Source organism: uncultured Lutibacter sp., from assembly GCF_947493565.1.
GTDB classification, from domain to species: Bacteria; Bacteroidota; Bacteroidia; order Flavobacteriales; family Flavobacteriaceae; genus Lutibacter; species Lutibacter aestuarii.
On the sequence record NZ_CANLRG010000009.1, the window covers coordinates 40,961 to 58,076 of the forward strand.

General features: G+C 30.8%; 13 protein-coding genes. 8 read left to right on the forward strand and 5 right to left on the reverse strand.

Annotated features, from left to right (window positions below; translation table 11 throughout):
- The 6 genes from Q0714_RS11950 to Q0714_RS11975 all read left to right on the forward strand — a co-directional run bounded on the left by Q0714_RS11950 (position 1) and on the right by Q0714_RS11975 (position 6,490).
- On the forward strand, positions 1-1,056 hold the full coding sequence (locus tag Q0714_RS11950) for a hypothetical protein (RefSeq protein WP_298265354.1): 1,056 nt from the start codon (positions 1-3) through the stop codon (positions 1,054-1,056).
- 217 nt (positions 1,057-1,273) lie between these two features.
- On the forward strand, positions 1,274-1,999 hold the full coding sequence (locus Q0714_RS11955; protein ID WP_298265356.1) for an energy transducer TonB: 726 nt from the start codon (positions 1,274-1,276) through the stop codon (positions 1,997-1,999).
- 264 nt (positions 2,000-2,263) lie between these two features.
- Positions 2,264-2,995 carry an energy transducer TonB gene (locus Q0714_RS11960; protein ID WP_298265358.1) on the forward strand — a complete coding sequence of 244 codons (732 nt, stop codon included), beginning with the start codon at positions 2,264-2,266 and terminating at the stop codon, positions 2,993-2,995.
- Positions 2,996-3,089: 94 nt separating this feature from the next.
- Positions 3,090-3,833, forward strand: coding sequence for a deoxyribose-phosphate aldolase (deoC, locus tag Q0714_RS11965; protein WP_298265360.1), 744 nt, complete (start codon positions 3,090-3,092; stop codon positions 3,831-3,833).
- A 2-nt stretch (positions 3,834-3,835) separates the two neighbouring features.
- On the forward strand, positions 3,836-4,414 hold the full coding sequence (locus Q0714_RS11970; RefSeq protein ID WP_298265362.1) for a DapH/DapD/GlmU-related protein: 579 nt from the start codon (positions 3,836-3,838) through the stop codon (positions 4,412-4,414).
- 6 nt (positions 4,415-4,420) lie between these two features.
- The gene (locus Q0714_RS11975) at positions 4,421-6,490 is read left to right on the forward strand and encodes a gliding motility protein RemB (RefSeq protein ID WP_298265364.1); all 2,070 of its coding nucleotides are present in this window, start codon (positions 4,421-4,423) and stop codon (positions 6,488-6,490) included.
- Positions 6,491-6,587: 97 nt separating this feature from the next.
- On the opposite strand, the gene Q0714_RS11980 is transcribed toward Q0714_RS11975, so the two are convergent.
- Positions 6,588-7,856, reverse strand: coding sequence for an acetyl-CoA hydrolase/transferase C-terminal domain-containing protein (locus tag Q0714_RS11980; protein WP_298265366.1), 1,269 nt, complete (start codon positions 7,854-7,856; stop codon positions 6,588-6,590).
- A gap of 167 nt (positions 7,857-8,023) precedes the next feature.
- On the opposite strand from Q0714_RS11980, the gene map reads away from it, so the two are divergent.
- Together map and Q0714_RS11990 are read left to right on the forward strand one after the other, a co-directional pair.
- The gene (gene map / locus Q0714_RS11985) at positions 8,024-8,833 is read left to right on the forward strand and encodes a type I methionyl aminopeptidase (protein ID WP_298265367.1); all 810 of its coding nucleotides are present in this window, start codon (positions 8,024-8,026) and stop codon (positions 8,831-8,833) included.
- Positions 8,833-9,594: a class I SAM-dependent methyltransferase gene (locus Q0714_RS11990; RefSeq protein WP_298265369.1), complete on the forward strand. Its 762-nt coding sequence runs from the start codon at positions 8,833-8,835 to the stop codon at positions 9,592-9,594. Before map ends, Q0714_RS11990 begins: the two co-directional genes overlap by 1 nt.
- 43 nt (positions 9,595-9,637) lie before the next feature.
- Here the strand turns inward: Q0714_RS11990 and Q0714_RS11995 are convergent, their stop codons facing one another.
- The 4 genes from Q0714_RS11995 to Q0714_RS12010 are packed head-to-tail and all read right to left on the reverse strand — an operon-like array spanning position 9,638 to position 17,094.
- Positions 9,638-10,729 carry a sulfatase-like hydrolase/transferase gene (locus tag Q0714_RS11995; RefSeq protein WP_298265371.1) on the reverse strand — a complete coding sequence of 364 codons (1,092 nt, stop codon included), beginning with the start codon at positions 10,727-10,729 and terminating at the stop codon, positions 9,638-9,640.
- A 44-nt stretch (positions 10,730-10,773) separates the two neighbouring features.
- Positions 10,774-12,408, reverse strand: a complete 1,635-nt coding sequence (locus Q0714_RS12000) for a fibronectin type III domain-containing protein (protein WP_298265373.1) — start codon at positions 12,406-12,408, stop codon at positions 10,774-10,776.
- A gap of 37 nt (positions 12,409-12,445) precedes the next feature.
- Positions 12,446-13,927: a SusD/RagB family nutrient-binding outer membrane lipoprotein gene (locus tag Q0714_RS12005; RefSeq protein ID WP_298265374.1), complete on the reverse strand. Its 1,482-nt coding sequence runs from the start codon at positions 13,925-13,927 to the stop codon at positions 12,446-12,448.
- 14 nt (positions 13,928-13,941) lie between these two features.
- Positions 13,942-17,094 carry a SusC/RagA family TonB-linked outer membrane protein gene (locus Q0714_RS12010; RefSeq protein ID WP_298265376.1) on the reverse strand — a complete coding sequence of 1,051 codons (3,153 nt, stop codon included), beginning with the start codon at positions 17,092-17,094 and terminating at the stop codon, positions 13,942-13,944.
- Positions 17,095-17,116 lie beyond the last annotated feature (22 nt).

Sequence of the window (17,116 nt, forward strand, 5' to 3'; positions counted from 1 at the left end):
ATGAAAACACAAAAAGAAAACATCACAAACTTAAATAATAGTAAAGGAGTGAGCCAATTTTTTAAAAACATAGTAGTTGTATCAGTATTAACTTTTTTTACAAGTTGTGTGACCGATAATGGTGATGCACCTTACCAACCTCAACCTGATGGAGACGCATTAGCAGAAAGATTTTATAATAATAGGGTTGATGTTCTGCAAGAATTTACTTTAGATGCTTCTACAGGAGGAGTTATTACAGGAAGTCAAGGAACACAAGTAACTTTTGCACCAAACTCTTTTGGAATTAACGGAACTCCGGTTACAGGAAATGTGAAAGTTCAATTAATAGAAATTTATGATAAAGCCTCTATGGTACTTAAAAACAGATCAACTTTGGGTGAAAAAGCAAATGGAGACAAAGAAGCGTTAAAATCTGCAGGACAGTTTTTTATAAATGCGCAACAAGCTAACAATGATTTAGAACTATTAGTAATGGCTGAAGTAACAAGTAAACCTGTAGATTTTGCAGATTTAGATGGAGGTATGAAAATATTTAGAGCTGGTGGATTAGATAATGATTGTGATGGAATTGATGCAACCTGTGATTGGGTTGAAGCTGATGAAGATGGTGATGGTCAAACTGATGATGCAAAAATAAGAGACGGACAAGGTGCTGACGGAGAATTTGCAACTTATAATTATGATATTGGAGATTTTGGATGGACTAACCTTGACAGATGGTACAACTATGCTGGAGCTAAAACAGAACTTTTTATCGATGTTCCTAATGAGTTTAATCAAGATAACTGTGCCGTGTATTTATCTTATGATGGAGAACCAACAGCTTTAGCTAGAATGGATGTGTATAATACCGAATTGGAGATGTTTACCGAGCATTATGGGTTAATCCCTGTTGGAATGGAAGTTCATATCATTATGGTAGCTGAAATTGATGGCCAGTTGCATTATGCTATCCAAGGAACTACAATTGTTGAAGATCATATAGAGGTAATAACAAGTTTAAGTCCAATAAGTCAACCAGCTTTAGAAGCTTTAATTAACGGATTACCATAAAAATATTGCAATTATAGATTAGTTAGAAATAGGTTAATTGCTTTAAAGAAGCTGTCCAATTGGACAGCTTCTTTTTTGGTATGTTTCTTGATGTTAACATAATTTTAACAGTTATCCAAAATTATCAATTGCTTTATAATTAATTTTCTCAATTCCACTTAAAAACAATTAATTAGTAGCAGTTCATAACAAAAGGATAAAATAAACCTTATACATTATGAATACCAAAAAACACTCAAAAGCAAATTTAGAAAATTACAGCAGATTATTTACTCAATTAGGATTAGTTTTATCATTATTTGTGGTTTATGTTTTAATTCAAAATAAATCGTATGCTAAAGATTTTGAAGACATTTCAGGTATTGAAAGAAACTTTATTGACGAGCAAGAACAAATAGTAGATATAAATAGAGAACAACCCAAACCTGAAGTAAAGATTGTTAAAAAAATAATTCCAGAAATTATTAAAAAAGAAGACAATGATGCAGAAATTGATGAATTCTTTTTTGAAAATATTGATCCGGAAGCTCCCGTAGATATTACCAACTTAGAAGATGTAAAAGAAGCTGAAGAATTTGATCCTAATGATGAGGTCGATTTTGTATTTTTAGAAGAAGTCCCTTTATATCCAGGTTGCAAAGGAACTAATGAAGAGAAAAAAGCTTGTTTTGCTAATAAAATACGCAAATATATCAATAGTAAATTTAATACGGATATTGCATCTGAACTAGGTTTATCCCCAGGAATTCAAAAAATACACACACTATTTAAAATAGACCAAAATGGCAATGTAGTTGATATTCAAGCCAGAGCTCCTCATAAAAAACTACAAATAGAAGCTGTTAGAGTTATTAATTTATTGCCTAAAATGGAACCTGGTAAACAACAAGGTAGACCAGTAGTTGTTAAATATGCATTACCTATACTATTTAAAATTGAGTAATAAATTTTTTTTGATAAAAACATTATTTAACTATCTTAAGGTTAAATATTTATAAAAATTTAGATACTTTTTAAGTATATAAATGATTTTATCTTAAAACATTGTTTTTCAAGTTTAAAAAACGTAAATTTAATATGAAATCTATCTTGCTAGATATTACGTTATCAATACTACTTAACCTACCGTAATTTCTTGCATTATAAACTATCCTGCCTTTAGCAGTTATATTTAGTTTTTCGTGTGTAATCTTAAATAAAGAATCTCATGGAAGTAAAAAAATATCCCAGTGCAATTTTAGAAAATTACAGTAAAATTTTAATGCAATTAGGTCTTGTATTGGCTTTGTTTATTGTATATGAATTTATCAATATGAAAACGTATCCTACTCCTGTTAAAGAGTTAGTAGGCACCATGTCGGTTGAAGATGATACTGAAGAAGTTATTGAAATTAAACCAATTGAAGTATTAGAACCTCAAGCAGCAAAAGCTGTTATTCCTGAAAAAATAGTAAAAGTAGAAGATGAGGTTGAAATTCAGGAAACAATTATTGAGTCAACAGAAACCGACGAAATGGAAGCAATTAATATGGATATTAATAAAGATATTGTAGCAGTTGAAGAAGATGAGGATATTGTAGAGGATGTTGCTTTTGTGGTTATAGAAAATGTGCCAATTTTTCCAGGATGTAAGGGCAATAATGCAGAATTAAGAGAATGTTTTTCAAATCAAATATCAAAATTTGTTGCTAAAAGATTCAATTCAGAACTGGCTTCAGATTTAGGTTTAACATCAGGCAGTATACAAAAAATATTTGTAATGTTTAAAATTGATAAAGAAGGAAATATTACTGATATTCATGCAAGAGCGCCACATAAAAAATTACAAGAGGAAGCCATAAGAGTAATAAATTTATTGCCTCAAATGACTCCAGGAAAACAACGAGGTAGAGCAGTAGGTGTTAGGTATGGTTTACCGATTGTTTTTAGAGTTGAGTAAAAAGATCCCGTTTTAACGGGATTTTTTTATAAACAAAAGCTAATTATTAAAGTATATTTGTATCATAATTAATTACTTTAGTAAAAAAAATAGGATGAATATTAACCAATATTTAGATTCAACATATTTAAAAACAGCAATCCAAGCTGGAATTTCTGAAGAAGAAACCGAAAATAGAGTTAAAGAGCTAGTTAATGAAGCTATTGAAAATAATTTCAAACTAGTAATGATTAGGCCTAAGTTTGTTGCATTAGCTCATAATATGATAAAAGAAGCTAATTCTACAACCTTAGTGGGTACAGTTATTGGTTTTCACGAAGGAACCTATACAACTTCTCAAAAATTAGAAGAAGCACAACAAGCAATAAATAATAAGGTTGATGAGTTAGATTATGTAGTAAATTATGAAGCTTTTAAGAAAGAAAAAATTAATTTAGTCAAAGCTGAAATTTTTCAAGGTACAAAATTAGCTTTGGAGAATAATAAAGTTGTAAAATGGATTATAGAAATTGCTGCCTTAACAACTAAAGAAATTGTGATGCTTACACAATTGATAAGAGATGTAGTTCTAGATAATTTTGGAGAGGAAAATGCAACTAAAGTATTTGTAAAATCTTCCACAGGATTTTTTAAAACAGAAGGAGGTAAACCTAACGGAGCAACATTTGAGGCTATGGAATTAATTGTTGAAAATGCAAAACCACTACCAGCAAAAGCAGCTGGAGGGGTTAGAAATTACGATGATGCCGTAAAAATGGTTAATTTAGGTGTAACACGTATTGGAACATCATCAGCTAAAATAATAGCAGATGGAGGAACAAGTAAAGAAGGGTATTAAAAATGAGCAACTATTTTGCACATGAAACTGCTGTAATTGATGAGGGTTGTGAAATTGCAGCTGGTACTAAAATATGGCATTTTAGTCATATCATGCCTCATTCAAAAATTGGTGAAAACTGTAATATTGGTCAAAATGTAGTCATTTCCCCTGAAGTCATTTTAGGTAAAAATGTGAAAGTTCAAAACAATGTTTCCATATATTCAGGTGTTATTTGTGAAGATGATGTTTTTTTAGGCCCTTCAATGGTATTTACCAATATAATTAACCCAAGAAGTGCTATTGTTAGAAGAGGTAAGTATCAAAAAACCATTGTTAAAAAGGGAGCAAGTATTGGTGCAAATGCTACAATTGTTTGTGGAAATGAAATAGGTGAATACGCCTTTATTGGTGCTGGGGCAGTGGTAACCAAAAAAGTTTTACCTTATGCGTTGGTAGTTGGAAATCCTTCAAAACAAATAGGTTGGATAAGTGAATATGGACATCGATTAAATTTTAATAAAGAAGGTGTTGCAATATGCCCTGAAAGTGGTGAAAAATATCAACTAAAAAATAATCAAGTTCAAAAAGTTTCGAAATAAATGATAATGAATAAAGCTACTATTAGTTTACTTTTCCTATTGTTATCAGTTAGTGTAACAGCCCAAATAGAAAAATACCCTGTTTTTCAAGATTGTGATTCTTTAGAAATTTCTAAAATTGAGAAATGTTTTAAAGTGAACGTTAAAAATAAAGTTATTGATGCCTTTAGAATACCTGAAAATTTACAAAAAGAAAATTTTCAAGAAACGGTAAATATCGTTTTTTTAGTAACCGCTGAAGGAGAATTAAAAGTAATTTATGTAAACTCTCCCTATAAAGAACTTAAGGAAGAAGTGCAGCGTGTTTTTTCAACCCTTCCAATTATCACACCTGCAAAATATAACAACCATCCTGTTGAGATGAGATTTGTTTTACCACTTAGTATTCCATTTAATAACAACGAAAATCAAATAATTGTTGAAGAAAAGGCTGAAATAAAAAGAGAAAAATTAATTTCTAATATTGAAACTTTAAAAGAAACTCAAAAAAACACACTGTTTCCAGAGCATCAAAGTGAGCTAAACATTCCTTTTACTCATGCAGAATATACTACGTTTGATTCTTATTTAGATCAAGCTTCAAATTCCCATACTGCAGTGAAACCTTATTTATTTTCTGAAGTAAAACAATATATTGATTTAGATGCTCAAAAAAATAAATTAATGAAACCCAAAAATACGTGGTTTAGTAAAAAACTTTTAAATGAACATATGGCTTTTGTTAAGGGAAAAGATTATTGGTTTACAATTGACCCCATAGTTGATTTACAGGTTGGAAAAGATAGCGAAGGAATAAGTACCTTTAACAATACTAGAGCAATTCAAGTGAATGGTGGGTTGGGCAAAAAATTCAATTTTTCAGCAAGCTTTTATGAAAGTCAAGGACGTTTTGCCGAATATGTGAATAAGTATGCGGAGTCTATAAAACCAGATGGAGGAAATCCAGCAATAATTCCAGGAAGAGGAATAGCCAAGGAGTTTAAATCTGATGCGTATGACTATCCAGTTTCAGAAGCATACATTTCATACACTCCAAACAACTTTTTTAACTTTCAATTTGGTCATGGCAAAAATTTCATTGGAGATGGATATCGATCTATGTTCTTATCTGATGTAGCTTCTCCATTTACCTCGTTTAAAATTAATACTAATTTTTGGAAAATTAAGTACACTAATATGTGGATGTGGATGCAAGATGTAAGACCAGAATTAACGGTTGATGGGGCTTATAAACGAAAGTTTATGGCCATACATTATTTAAGCTGGAATGTATCAAAAAAGTTAAATTTAGGTTTATTTGAAGCTGTTATTTGGGATAACGTAAATGATAGGGGCTTTGATGTAAATTACCTAAATCCGCTTATTTTTTATACAGCCATTGAGTTTTCTTCGGGTTCAAGAGCTGGAAATTCGTTATTAGGATTTAGTTTAAAATATAAAATGAAGGATATTTCTTTATATTCACAAGTATTAATTGATGAGTTTCGAGTTTCTGAAATGACCAGCAATGATGATTGGTGGGGGAATAAAAATGGTATTCAAATTGGCGCAAAGTATTACAATGCATTTGGTGTTGACAATTTATATTTACAAGCCGAATATAATTCAGTGAGGCCATACACATACTCTCACGATGAATTAAATTATAACTTTGGACATAATAATCAACCTTTAGCTCATTTATGGGGTTCTAATTTTAATGAAACAATTGGAATTGCTCGCTATTCAAAAAATAGATGGTTTGCCAATGCTAAAGTACTCTTTGGTAAAAAAGGATTTGATTATAAAAACAGTACAGATACTTTTAGCTACGGAGGAAACATTTATAGAGATAATGATGATAGAGCTTCAGAATATGGAAATCATATAGGACAAGGAAATAAAGCAAATATTTTTATCGCTGATTTTCAATTAGGATATTTGGTAAATCCAGCAACTAATTTAAAAATATTTGGAGGTTTTACATTTAGAGATTTCAATCCAAATGCTCCAACAAATGCTTTTGACACTTCAAATTCTACGTGGATAACTGTTGGTTTAAAAACCGATGTATTTAATTGGTATTTTGATTTCTAACAAACAAAAAAATATACAAAAAAAGCAGAGTATATTACTCTGCTTTTTTTAACAAGTTAATTTAAGAATATTTCTTAAAAGGGATGTTAATCAACTATTAACTTGTTGCTTCAAAATATTCTCTCTCTATAGCTTCTCTATGATCTGGATGTGCAATTTTGGTCAAGGCAGCAACACGTTGTTGAATAGTTTTTCCATATAAATCAGCAACGCCATATTCAGTTACAATATATTGTACATGGGCTCTTGTAGTAACTACTCCAGCACCTTTATTTAAAAAAGGTACAATTCTACTAATTCCTTTATTAGTTACTGAAGGTAATGCAATGATTGCTTTTCCACCATCACTTAAAGAAGCTCCTCTTATAAAATCCATTTGTCCACCTACTCCTGAATACATTCTAGTTCCAATAGAATCTGCACAAACTTGACCAGACAAATCTACTTGAATAGCTGAGTTGATAGCAACCATTCTAGGATTTTGTCTAATAATAGAGACGTTATTTGTATAATCGCAAGATCGCATTTCAATAAATGGATTGTCATCAACATAGTCATATAAACGTTTAGAACCTCCTAAAAATGTTGTAAGTGCTCTACCAGCATTTACACCTTTGTAATTACCATTAATTACATCTTTTAAAATAAGGTCAATAACTCCATCTGAAAACATTTCAGTGTGCAATCCTAAATCTTTATGATTTCCTAAACGAGATAAAACGGCATTAGGAATAGAACCTATTCCCATTTGTAAAGTACTTCTATCTTCAATTAGTTCAGCAATATTATCACCAATTTTGCTTTCTACTTCAGTAGGTTCGGTGGTAGGAAATTCGTGTATGGGTTCACTTTCTTCAACAAAAGTATCTAATTCAGAAATATGAATTAACCCTTCACCATGAACTCTTGGCATTTTATCATTTATTTGAGCAATTACGTGCTTGGCGTTTTCAATAACGGCTAATATAGCTTCAACAGATACTCCTAAAGAGCAATATCCGTGTTTATCAGGAGTTGAAACTTGAATTAAAGCAACATCAACAGGCAAAACATTTCGTCTAAATAAGTTAGGGACTTCACTTAAAAAAACAGGAGTGTATGAGCCATTACCAGCTTTTAAAGTATGACGTACATTTTTACCTATAAAAAGAGAGTTTACATGAAAACTGTCTTTATATTTTGGATCTGCATAAGGAGCATCACCTTCAATGTGTAAATGGCAAACTTCTACGCCTTTCAATTCTTCATGTCTTGCAGACATCGCATTAATTAAAACTTGAGGAGCTGCTGCTGCTGCTTGTATATATACTCTATCATTAGATTTTATAACTTTTACGGCCTCTTCGGCAGTTACTGCTTTATACATAACTAATTATTAAATTTTTCTTTTCACAAATTTAAATAGGTTTTTAAGTTTAAAAGCTGTCAAATGTCACACTTTTAACTGCTTTTTTGTATAAAGTCAATATTAAAATCATAGCTTTGAAATTCTTTTTTTTAAAAGTACCTTTGCAACTCTAATTTTACAGTTACATGATAAAAATTAAAACTCGTGAAGAAATTGAATTAATGCGAGAGAGCGCTTTAATAGTTTCTAAAACATTGGGTATTTTAGCTAAAGAAGTTAAGCCAGGAGTAACCACATTATATTTAGATAAATTAGCAGAAGAATTTATTAGAGACCATGGTGCAAAACCAGGATTTTTAGGCTTGTACGATTTTCCAAATACACTTTGTATGAGTCCAAATGCGCAAGTAGTACATGGAATACCCAACGACAAACCTTTAGAAGAAGGCGATATTATTTCAATAGATTGTGGTGCGTTAAAAAATGGTTTTTATGGAGACCATGCCTATACATTTCAAGTAGGAGAAGTTGCTGAAGACGTAAAACAATTATTACAAGTAACCAAAGAGAGTTTGTATGTGGGAATTAGAGAATTTAAAGTAGGAAATAGAATTGGTGATGTAGGGTTTGCAATTCAAAATTACTGTGAAAATCATGGATATGGAGTTGTAAGAGAATTAGTAGGTCATGGCTTGGGAAGAGATATGCATGAAGATCCTGAAATGCCAAATTATGGAAGAAGAGGTAGAGGTAAGAAATTTGTAGAAGGGATGGTAGTTGCCATTGAACCTATGGTGAATCTTGGAACACAACATATAAATCAATTAAATGATGGTTGGACTATTTTAACTAAAGATGGTAAACCAAGTGCGCATTTTGAACATGATGTAGCCATTGTAAATGGAAAACCGGAACTTTTATCAACTTTCAAATACATATACGAAGCATTAGGCATTGAAAGCAATGAGGAAGATGAGTTTAGACAAAATTTTTAATGAAACTTTTTAAACTTATACTAAATACCATACCTAGACCATTATTACTAAAAGCAAGTTATTGGGTACGTCCAATACTTTCGTGTTATTTAAAAGGAGCTACTTATACAGATCCTATTGATGGTAAAAGGTTTAGAAGATTTTTGCCTTATGGCTATGAAAAACAACGGAAAAATGCTTTATCTCCTAGTACATTATCTCTAGAACGACATAGATTACTTTGGTTGTATTTAAAAAATGAAACTGATTTTTTTACTGCATCAAAAAAGGTATTACATATAGCTCCTGAACAATGTTTTTTAAAACGTTTTAAAGAGCAATCAAACTTAGATTATATCACAGCAGATTTATTTTCACCTTTAGCTGATGTAAAAGCTGACATTTGCAATTTGCCTTTTGAAGACAATTCTTTTGACATTGTTTTTTGCAATCATGTGTTAGAACATATTGAAGATGATAAAAAAGCAATGAGCGAATTATATCGTGTTTTAAAGCCAAAAGGAATGGGGATTTTTCAAATACCTCAAGATTTAAATTTAGAAAAAACATATGAAGATTTTTCAATTACGTCAAAAGAAGATCGGAAAAAACATTTTGGACAATACGACCATGTTCGTGTATATGGCAAAGATTATTTTGAACGATTGAGAAAAGTTGGTTTTAAGGTAAATGAACTTGATTATTCAAAAACACTATCTTCAGAATTAGTAATTAAATATTGTTTGGTAAAAGGTGAAATTTTACCAGTTTGTACTAAATAAAAAAGAGAGCTAGAATAGCTCTCTCTTTTTTATTAAAATAACTTTAGTACGTTATAAACTCTAGTTTGTTCCCAATCGTTTTATCGGTAATTTCAACTCCTAAAATTTCTGCAATGGTTCTGGCAATTTGATTGCTATAAAGTTGATTTTTATAGGTTTGTTCACCTGTACTTTTAATTTTGTTTCCAAAAGCTATCAACCAAACTTCATCTGCCCCCTCTATATCTTTGCCATGGCTTCTCCAAGTGTCAATTGGGTTTGTTCCTCTTCCATGATCTGTAGTTATAATAAAGGTTGTATTGTTTTTGTAAAAATTATCTTGCTGCGTAAACTCCCATAGTTCTTTTATAAAACCATCTGTTGTATTCGCAGATTGTAAATAAGCGCTATAATTTCCATCATGTGCAAAATCATCAGTTTCTCCGTAAGAAATATACATAAATTTTGGATGGTTCTTTTTCATATATTCTAAAGCATAATGATGTGTAAATACATCTAAACGAACTGAGCCCCAAGGACTAGGAGTTACTGTTTGAAGTTTGTTTAAATACGCCTCATAAATGGTTAATTCTTCTTCATTAGCAATGTCAAACCCCGCATTTACAGGTACACCGCTTCTTTTTTCATTTATGATATAAGGAAAAACATCCCAACTTGTAAATGCTGCTACCTTATTTTTATAAGTTTCAGATTGATTTATTGTTTCTAAAATAGTGGTATTTGGGTTTGGTAATTTACTATTGCTTACAATTCTTTCATCATCAGCCTTTCCTGTTAAAATCTCATTATAACCTGGATAAGAAAACCATTTGTTGTTGGTTAAATCTACGTTATTTTCATGTTTTCTATTTCCATAAATCTGACCTTTTTCTTTAATGGTTGACCAAATAAAAGGAAATAAAATTTTTCTTCGCTCTTCAGGTGTGTTAGCCCAAAACTTATCTTTTAAATGAGTAATGTTTTTAGTGTATTTTTTATTTGAGATTAATAAAGAATCTGCTCCTCCAAATAATTCTTGCCAGCGTAAGCCATCTAAGGTTATTAAAATTACATTTGGTTTTGTTTCTTTTTGCTGAGCACTTAGTACTACGCAGCTAAATATTAAAAGTGCTATTGATAGTATATTTTTTTTCATTGTAGTGTTTAGTTATTATTTTGAATTTATAGTTGATTTAAGTTTTAATCAGTTTTAAAGGTAGCTACTTTAGACCAATTACTCCAATTCAGGTATTGATCTCTATATCGAACTCTCCAATAATAAGTTGTATTTGGAGTTAAACGTTTGGTAATTTCCTCATCAGTTAAATTGTCATCTTTTTGTCTATTTTCTTTGTAGTACCAATTTTCAAATTGTTTCCAACTATCAAATATAACAGATGTAAAATCATTGTCAGTTGCAACTTGCCAATTAGAAGCTGCATGAAAAGCGTTTTTAAAACTACTTTCAAATTCATTTGCCTTTAATACAGTTTTTGTTATAGAAACCGTTGAATTGTTAGGCGAAACTGCTTGGGGTTGTAGAGGTTTTTTTTCATTTTTATAGATAGTAATACTATCGGTTACTATGTTATTTTTAAACTCTTTAGTATTGCCTCTACTTATTCTTTTAATGGTGAATTTGGTGTCTTCTTTATTTCCATCAACTTCAACTAAAACAAAGCCATATTCGTCTTGGGTAACCGTAAATTCATCATAATCTCTTCCTTCAAATTCTCCCCAATTGTCAATAGCTCCGCCAGCACTAGCAACATTTATCCATAAGTGTTTATGATCTTTAGATTGACCTCTAGAGTATCCATGAGTATGTCCAAAGAAATGGATGCTTGGTTTTCCTGTTTTAGTACTAAATTCTTCTAAAAGTTTTACAACTTTTCCTGTAAAATCCTCTTCTCCTGGAATCCAAAGTTCTGATTTATGTGGATGATGTAGTTGAGCAAAAACAAAATCGATAGTATCATCTTGTTCAGTTTTGTCTAATAATTCTTTTAACCAATTGTATTGCTCTTTTGAGTTTCTATAGCCGTTGTTAGAATCTAATCCAATAATTCGCGTATTTCCATAATCTTTAAACCACCAATGTTCAGCATATTCTGGGCTACCATTTTTAGGAAGGCTAAAGTATTTAAAATAATACAACGAATTTTTTTCATGATTTCCTAAAACGGGATATACAGGTACATTGCCAAATAATTTTTGAGCAGGTTTAAAAAAATGATCTTTCCATTGATAGTATTTAGTTCCATTTTCCACCAAATCTCCAGGAATCATAATCAGGGCTAAATTATTAGGTAGATTATCTTTAGAATCTTTGTTTAAGAACTCTAAAATTCCATCATTTACAACTTCATAAAATTTATTAGGTTGATTATAATCGTACTGCATATCGCTCATTGCAACTATTTTAAAAGATTCTTGATCTTTTGCGAAAGGAGGTGTTTTAAATTGAAAAATATCAGATTTGGTTTTACCTGTTTTTACACGATAATAATAGTTTGTAAACCGTTTTAAACCTTTTAAACTAACTTCATGAATTCTAGTTTCTGAAAAATTTACATCGTAGGATATTCCTTTGGTTTTTTTACCTAACTTAGGTGTTAATCCCCATTCAACAATACTTTCTTCATTTGCATTAGTTTGCCACATGATTTTTATTGATGAAGGTGTAGCATCTTGTAAATAAGGTTGAACTTCTATAATTATTTCTTTTGTTTGAGCCGTAACAAAAAAAGAAATTAAACTAAAAAAAAGTAATAATTTATTATTTAACATACTTATTGGTATTAATTCTAAAACCTTAGAAGAATATTCTTCCAAGGTTTTAAGTTTATAATTGATATTGTTTTTATATAAGTTATTTTAACCACCAAGTTAGTTCACGGATTAAATCATTGCCCTCTCCAAATTGAGATTTAATAGCTTCTGAAACATTTTGGGTGTTTTGTTGATATTCTGAAGTTGGATAAATCCATCTATTTGGAGGTGTTGAATTTCCATGATATACAAAATTTGGATATCCAGTTCTTAATTGATCAAAATACATTCTCCAACCTGATTGTAAGAATGAAGTAAAATATTTTTGAGTTAAAATTAATTCTAATTTTTGTTCCATTGTTAGTGCATTATTAAATGAAACTAAGTTGCCATTTAAATAGGCTTCAGCAGCAGAACTTTCTACATAGCTTTCAAATCCTTTTGCAAACGTATTATAAAATTGAAATGAAGCTTTAACCGCATTGTTATAATGCGTTTCAGCATTTGAACTAATCCAGTTTCTGACAGAAGCCTCCGCTAAAATAAATTCTAATTCACTATAACTTAAAAGCGCATGTGGCTCCGTAGTTGGATCAGTAGAGTATCTTAAATTCACTTTAGAAACATCTCCTTGTGCTGCTTTGTCATTAACTTCAGCATAAGGAGCTAAAGGATCACCACCTTCATAGGCATTAAAATCGTCTATTGCTAATCCAGCTTCTTTGGCATTTTTTGTTCTTCCACAAAAAATAAATAACCTTGGATCTTGTCTATCTTGTAATCTTTCAATAAACGTAGACGACATATACATACCCGATCCATAACCACTGGAATTAAATTCGGTATACCTACTTCCATCTTGATCTAAAAAAACCAATTGACCACTATCATTATTAGATTGCATAATTGGATTATTGTTTACAATGGAAGCAAAAGCACTTTTGATATTTAACTCAGTATCATTTTCTTTTTTAGATAAGGTTATTAATACTTTTAAGCGAAAAGAATTGATTAGTTTTTGCCAATTTAAAGCGTTTCCACCATAAATAATATCTCCGTAAATAATATCATTATTTCCATCTAACAAGTTATTAGCTTCTTCTAACTCACTTAAAATACCAATAAAAACATCTTTTTGAGCATCGTATTTTGGAGTGAAAATTTGATTAGACTCACCTTGTAAAGCCTCACTATATGGAATATCTCCAAAGGTTAATGTTAAGTTGTAAAAGTAATAAGCTCTAAAAAATTTGGCTAATGCAATATAGGCATTGCTTTCTATGCGTTGAGCTTCTTCCATCATTTTGGTCACTTCGCCTAACATATCATAATCGTTAAAGCTAGCTCTATCCCAGTTGTAATATTGACTTCTATTTTCACCATCAGTTTGTACCAACATTCTTGCTGCGTACATTGCGCCTGTGCCATCTACTTCAAAAGCATTTTCTGAAATATTGGTTAATAAAAGTTGCGGATGGGTTTCGTTTACATTGTTCGGATTTTCATTAATTTCAGATAAGTCTTGGCAAGAAGAGACAGACACTAAAATTATAAGTGAAAATAATAATAACGTGTTTTTCATGTTGTTCATTTTTTTTAAAATTTCATATTAACTCCAAATCCGATATAACGCGATGAAGGATCTTGAAGATTATCGTCATTCCCAAAATCAGGATCAATAATGTCTGCTTTTTTCCAAGCTAAAAGATTGTATCCGTTTAAAGTAACATCAATATGTTTGATTCCATTAATGTTTAACTCTTTAGTTAAATCATATTTGAAGGATACCGCTCTTATTTTAAAGAAACTTCTATCAAATACATTGGCAAATTTTTTGCTTTCCTCTTGGGTTACTTGGGCTCTATATGGGTAGTTTTGAGACCAAGTTTGCCAGTTAACTGCAGTGGTGTTTTCTTGATAAACTCTAGTGTCTGAAGTGATGTTACCTTCAACATCTCTAATCAATTCTCCACTAACAATATTTACACCATTAGGTATATAAACAGGAGTTCCAGCAGCATATTCAGCATCTCTAAATTCTGTTGAATTAGGATGTTTACCTCCCCACCACATTTTTTCAACAGTTCTGGAACGCATTAAACCTCCCCAAACACCATCAATACCTACTGTTAGGGTCATATTTTTATACTTAAAACTATTTTGTAATCCTAATCTCCAATTAGGGTCTTTGTTTCCTATAAATTGTTTGTATGGATCTTTAACAGGAAGTCCTTGATCATTTAAAATTAACCTACCGTCAGCTGATTTTTGCCAAACTGTTGCATAGTAACTATCAGTTCTATCATTTAAATTAAGGTCTCCATAAGTAGTTTGGTTATCATAAATACTAGTTATTTTTTGTGTTTTTTTACTCCAGTTGGTTGTTAAATTCCATTTAAAATTCTCATTGTTTATTGGCGTAGCATTTAAAACAACTTCAAAACCATTAGTGGTATATTCATTACCATTTACTTTTCTACTAGTAAATCCTGAAGCATTTGATACTGGTAAATTTATAATTTGATTTGAATCTACAACATTGTAATATGTAAAATCAAGTTTCAATTTTTTCTTTAAGAAAGCAGCACTTAAACCTAATTCAAAAGAAGTGGAGTTTTCAGGTTCAATTAAAGGGTTTACAATACTATTAGGATAGTATAGTTGTGTTAAACCTCCAAAGTTTCCTGAATTTTGATAATATGATGAAATTTGGTAGGGGTTTAAATCGCTAGATACCTTTGCCCAAGATCCAAATAGTTTTAAGTAATCTATGCTTGATGGCATTTCAATATAGTTTGAAACCAACGTACTTAGTGAAGCAGAAGGATAAAAATAAGATCTATTATCTTTTGACAGCGTTGAAGACCAATCATTTCTTGCAGCAAAAGTTAAAAATACTGAATTATATAGGTCTAGTTCTAAAGTTGAATAAACGCTATTTGTTGCTTTTTCTTCATAATAAGTTTCAGCTTTTACACTCCCTTTTGTATTATTTAAACTATAAATAAAAGGAACTATAATACCATCTGTAGCATTGTACTCTTGTTGATATTTTCTGTAGTATGTTGCAGCTCCAGCATTTATATTTATAACTAAATTATCGTTAATAGAGGTATTATAGCTTGCTAAAAAGTCATAATCTACGGTGAGTTTATTTTTATTCCAAGTTTTATAATCCCCATCTCTAGGGTCTCCATAATTTAGATATGATTTAGGACTTTTTCTATCTTCAAAAGTGTCATTAATTATTGCTGAACCTCTTGCTTGTAAGTTCAAATTATCATTAATTTTATAATTTAAACTTAATTGACCATTGATGTTATTTGCATCGTAAGTTTGAGTAAGTTCATGTGCCGCAAAATAGACGTTGTTATACCACGCATAGTTAAAATTTGCTTGTCTGTAACCTTCTTGTCCTGGAATGTATTGATGTTCTTCTAATTCTTTTCCATTTACATCATCACCCATCCAAATTAGTATGGTGTACATGTGATTTTTTGGACCATATCCGTGTCTAGGGTAGTTTGGTGAATAAACTTTATTATAAGCTAGTTTACTGTCTAAAGTTAAAGCTTCAGATAATTTAGTACTTGCTTTAAAGCTTAGTCCTCCAGTTTTTAAGTTTGCATTTGGAACTCTATCTGTTTGACTTGAATAATTTCCAGCTAACCTAAAAGAACCTTTTTCACCTTTATGAGAAATAGAAAAATCTGAAGAAGAAATAACTCCGGTTTTTAAGAAATCTTTCAAGTTATTGTGGTATTTCCAATCTATTGGGACTCTTGAATAGCGAGATTTATCGTTATATTGAGTTCCATAAACATCTCCCCACCAAGGAATCGTTTCGCCAGTTACATTGTCGTATATAGGACTATTCCATTGTGCTATTTTTACACCAGACTCAAATTTTGGACCCCAAATCATATCACCATCAGAGATACCTCCGTCTTTTCCATCCCAAAATTCATATTTTCCATTAGAACCATTTCCGTATTCAGTTTGTGTTTCTGGAAACACTGTAAAACCAGCTGTTACCATAGTGTTATGTGAAACTGAAATTTCTAAACCTTCGTTGGTAGCGTTTTTGGTGGTAATTAAAATGGCTCCATTTCTACCTCTTGACCCATAAAGTGCAGAGGCTGTAGTTCCTTTTAAAACATTGATATCTGCAATATCATTTGGAGAAACGTCATAAAAATCTGTTTCAACAGGTACACCGTCTATTACAATTAAAGGATTTTTACCTCTTAATGAAAAAGAAGGGGCTTGAAATAAACCTGTTGGGTTATTTACAGTTAAACCTGCAACTTGACCAGAAAATAAACTTCCTACATTAGGGACGTTTACATCTTTTACTACGGTTGTTTCTATTTTTTGTGTTGCATAACCAATTTTCTTTTCTTCTTTTGTTATTCCTAAAGCTGTAATTACTACTTCATTTAAGCTTTGAGCATCGGCTACCATAATTATGGTTAAAAAATCTGAAGTAAGATTGTTTAACTCTTGCGTTTGGTATCCTAAATAAGAAACGAGTAAAGTTTCTGATGTTGTATTTGCATTAATGGAGAAATTACCATCAAAATCTGTAGAAACACCAATTTTGGATTCTTTTAAAACAATGGATGCTCCGGGTAGTGGAAGATTATTTTCATCTACTACTTTACCTTTAATAAGTGTTTGAGAAAATCCAGTTACCCATATAAATGTAAGTAACGAAAAAAGAATTTTCCTTTTAAAATGTTTTTTCATATTTACTAATTGTTAATTTGAT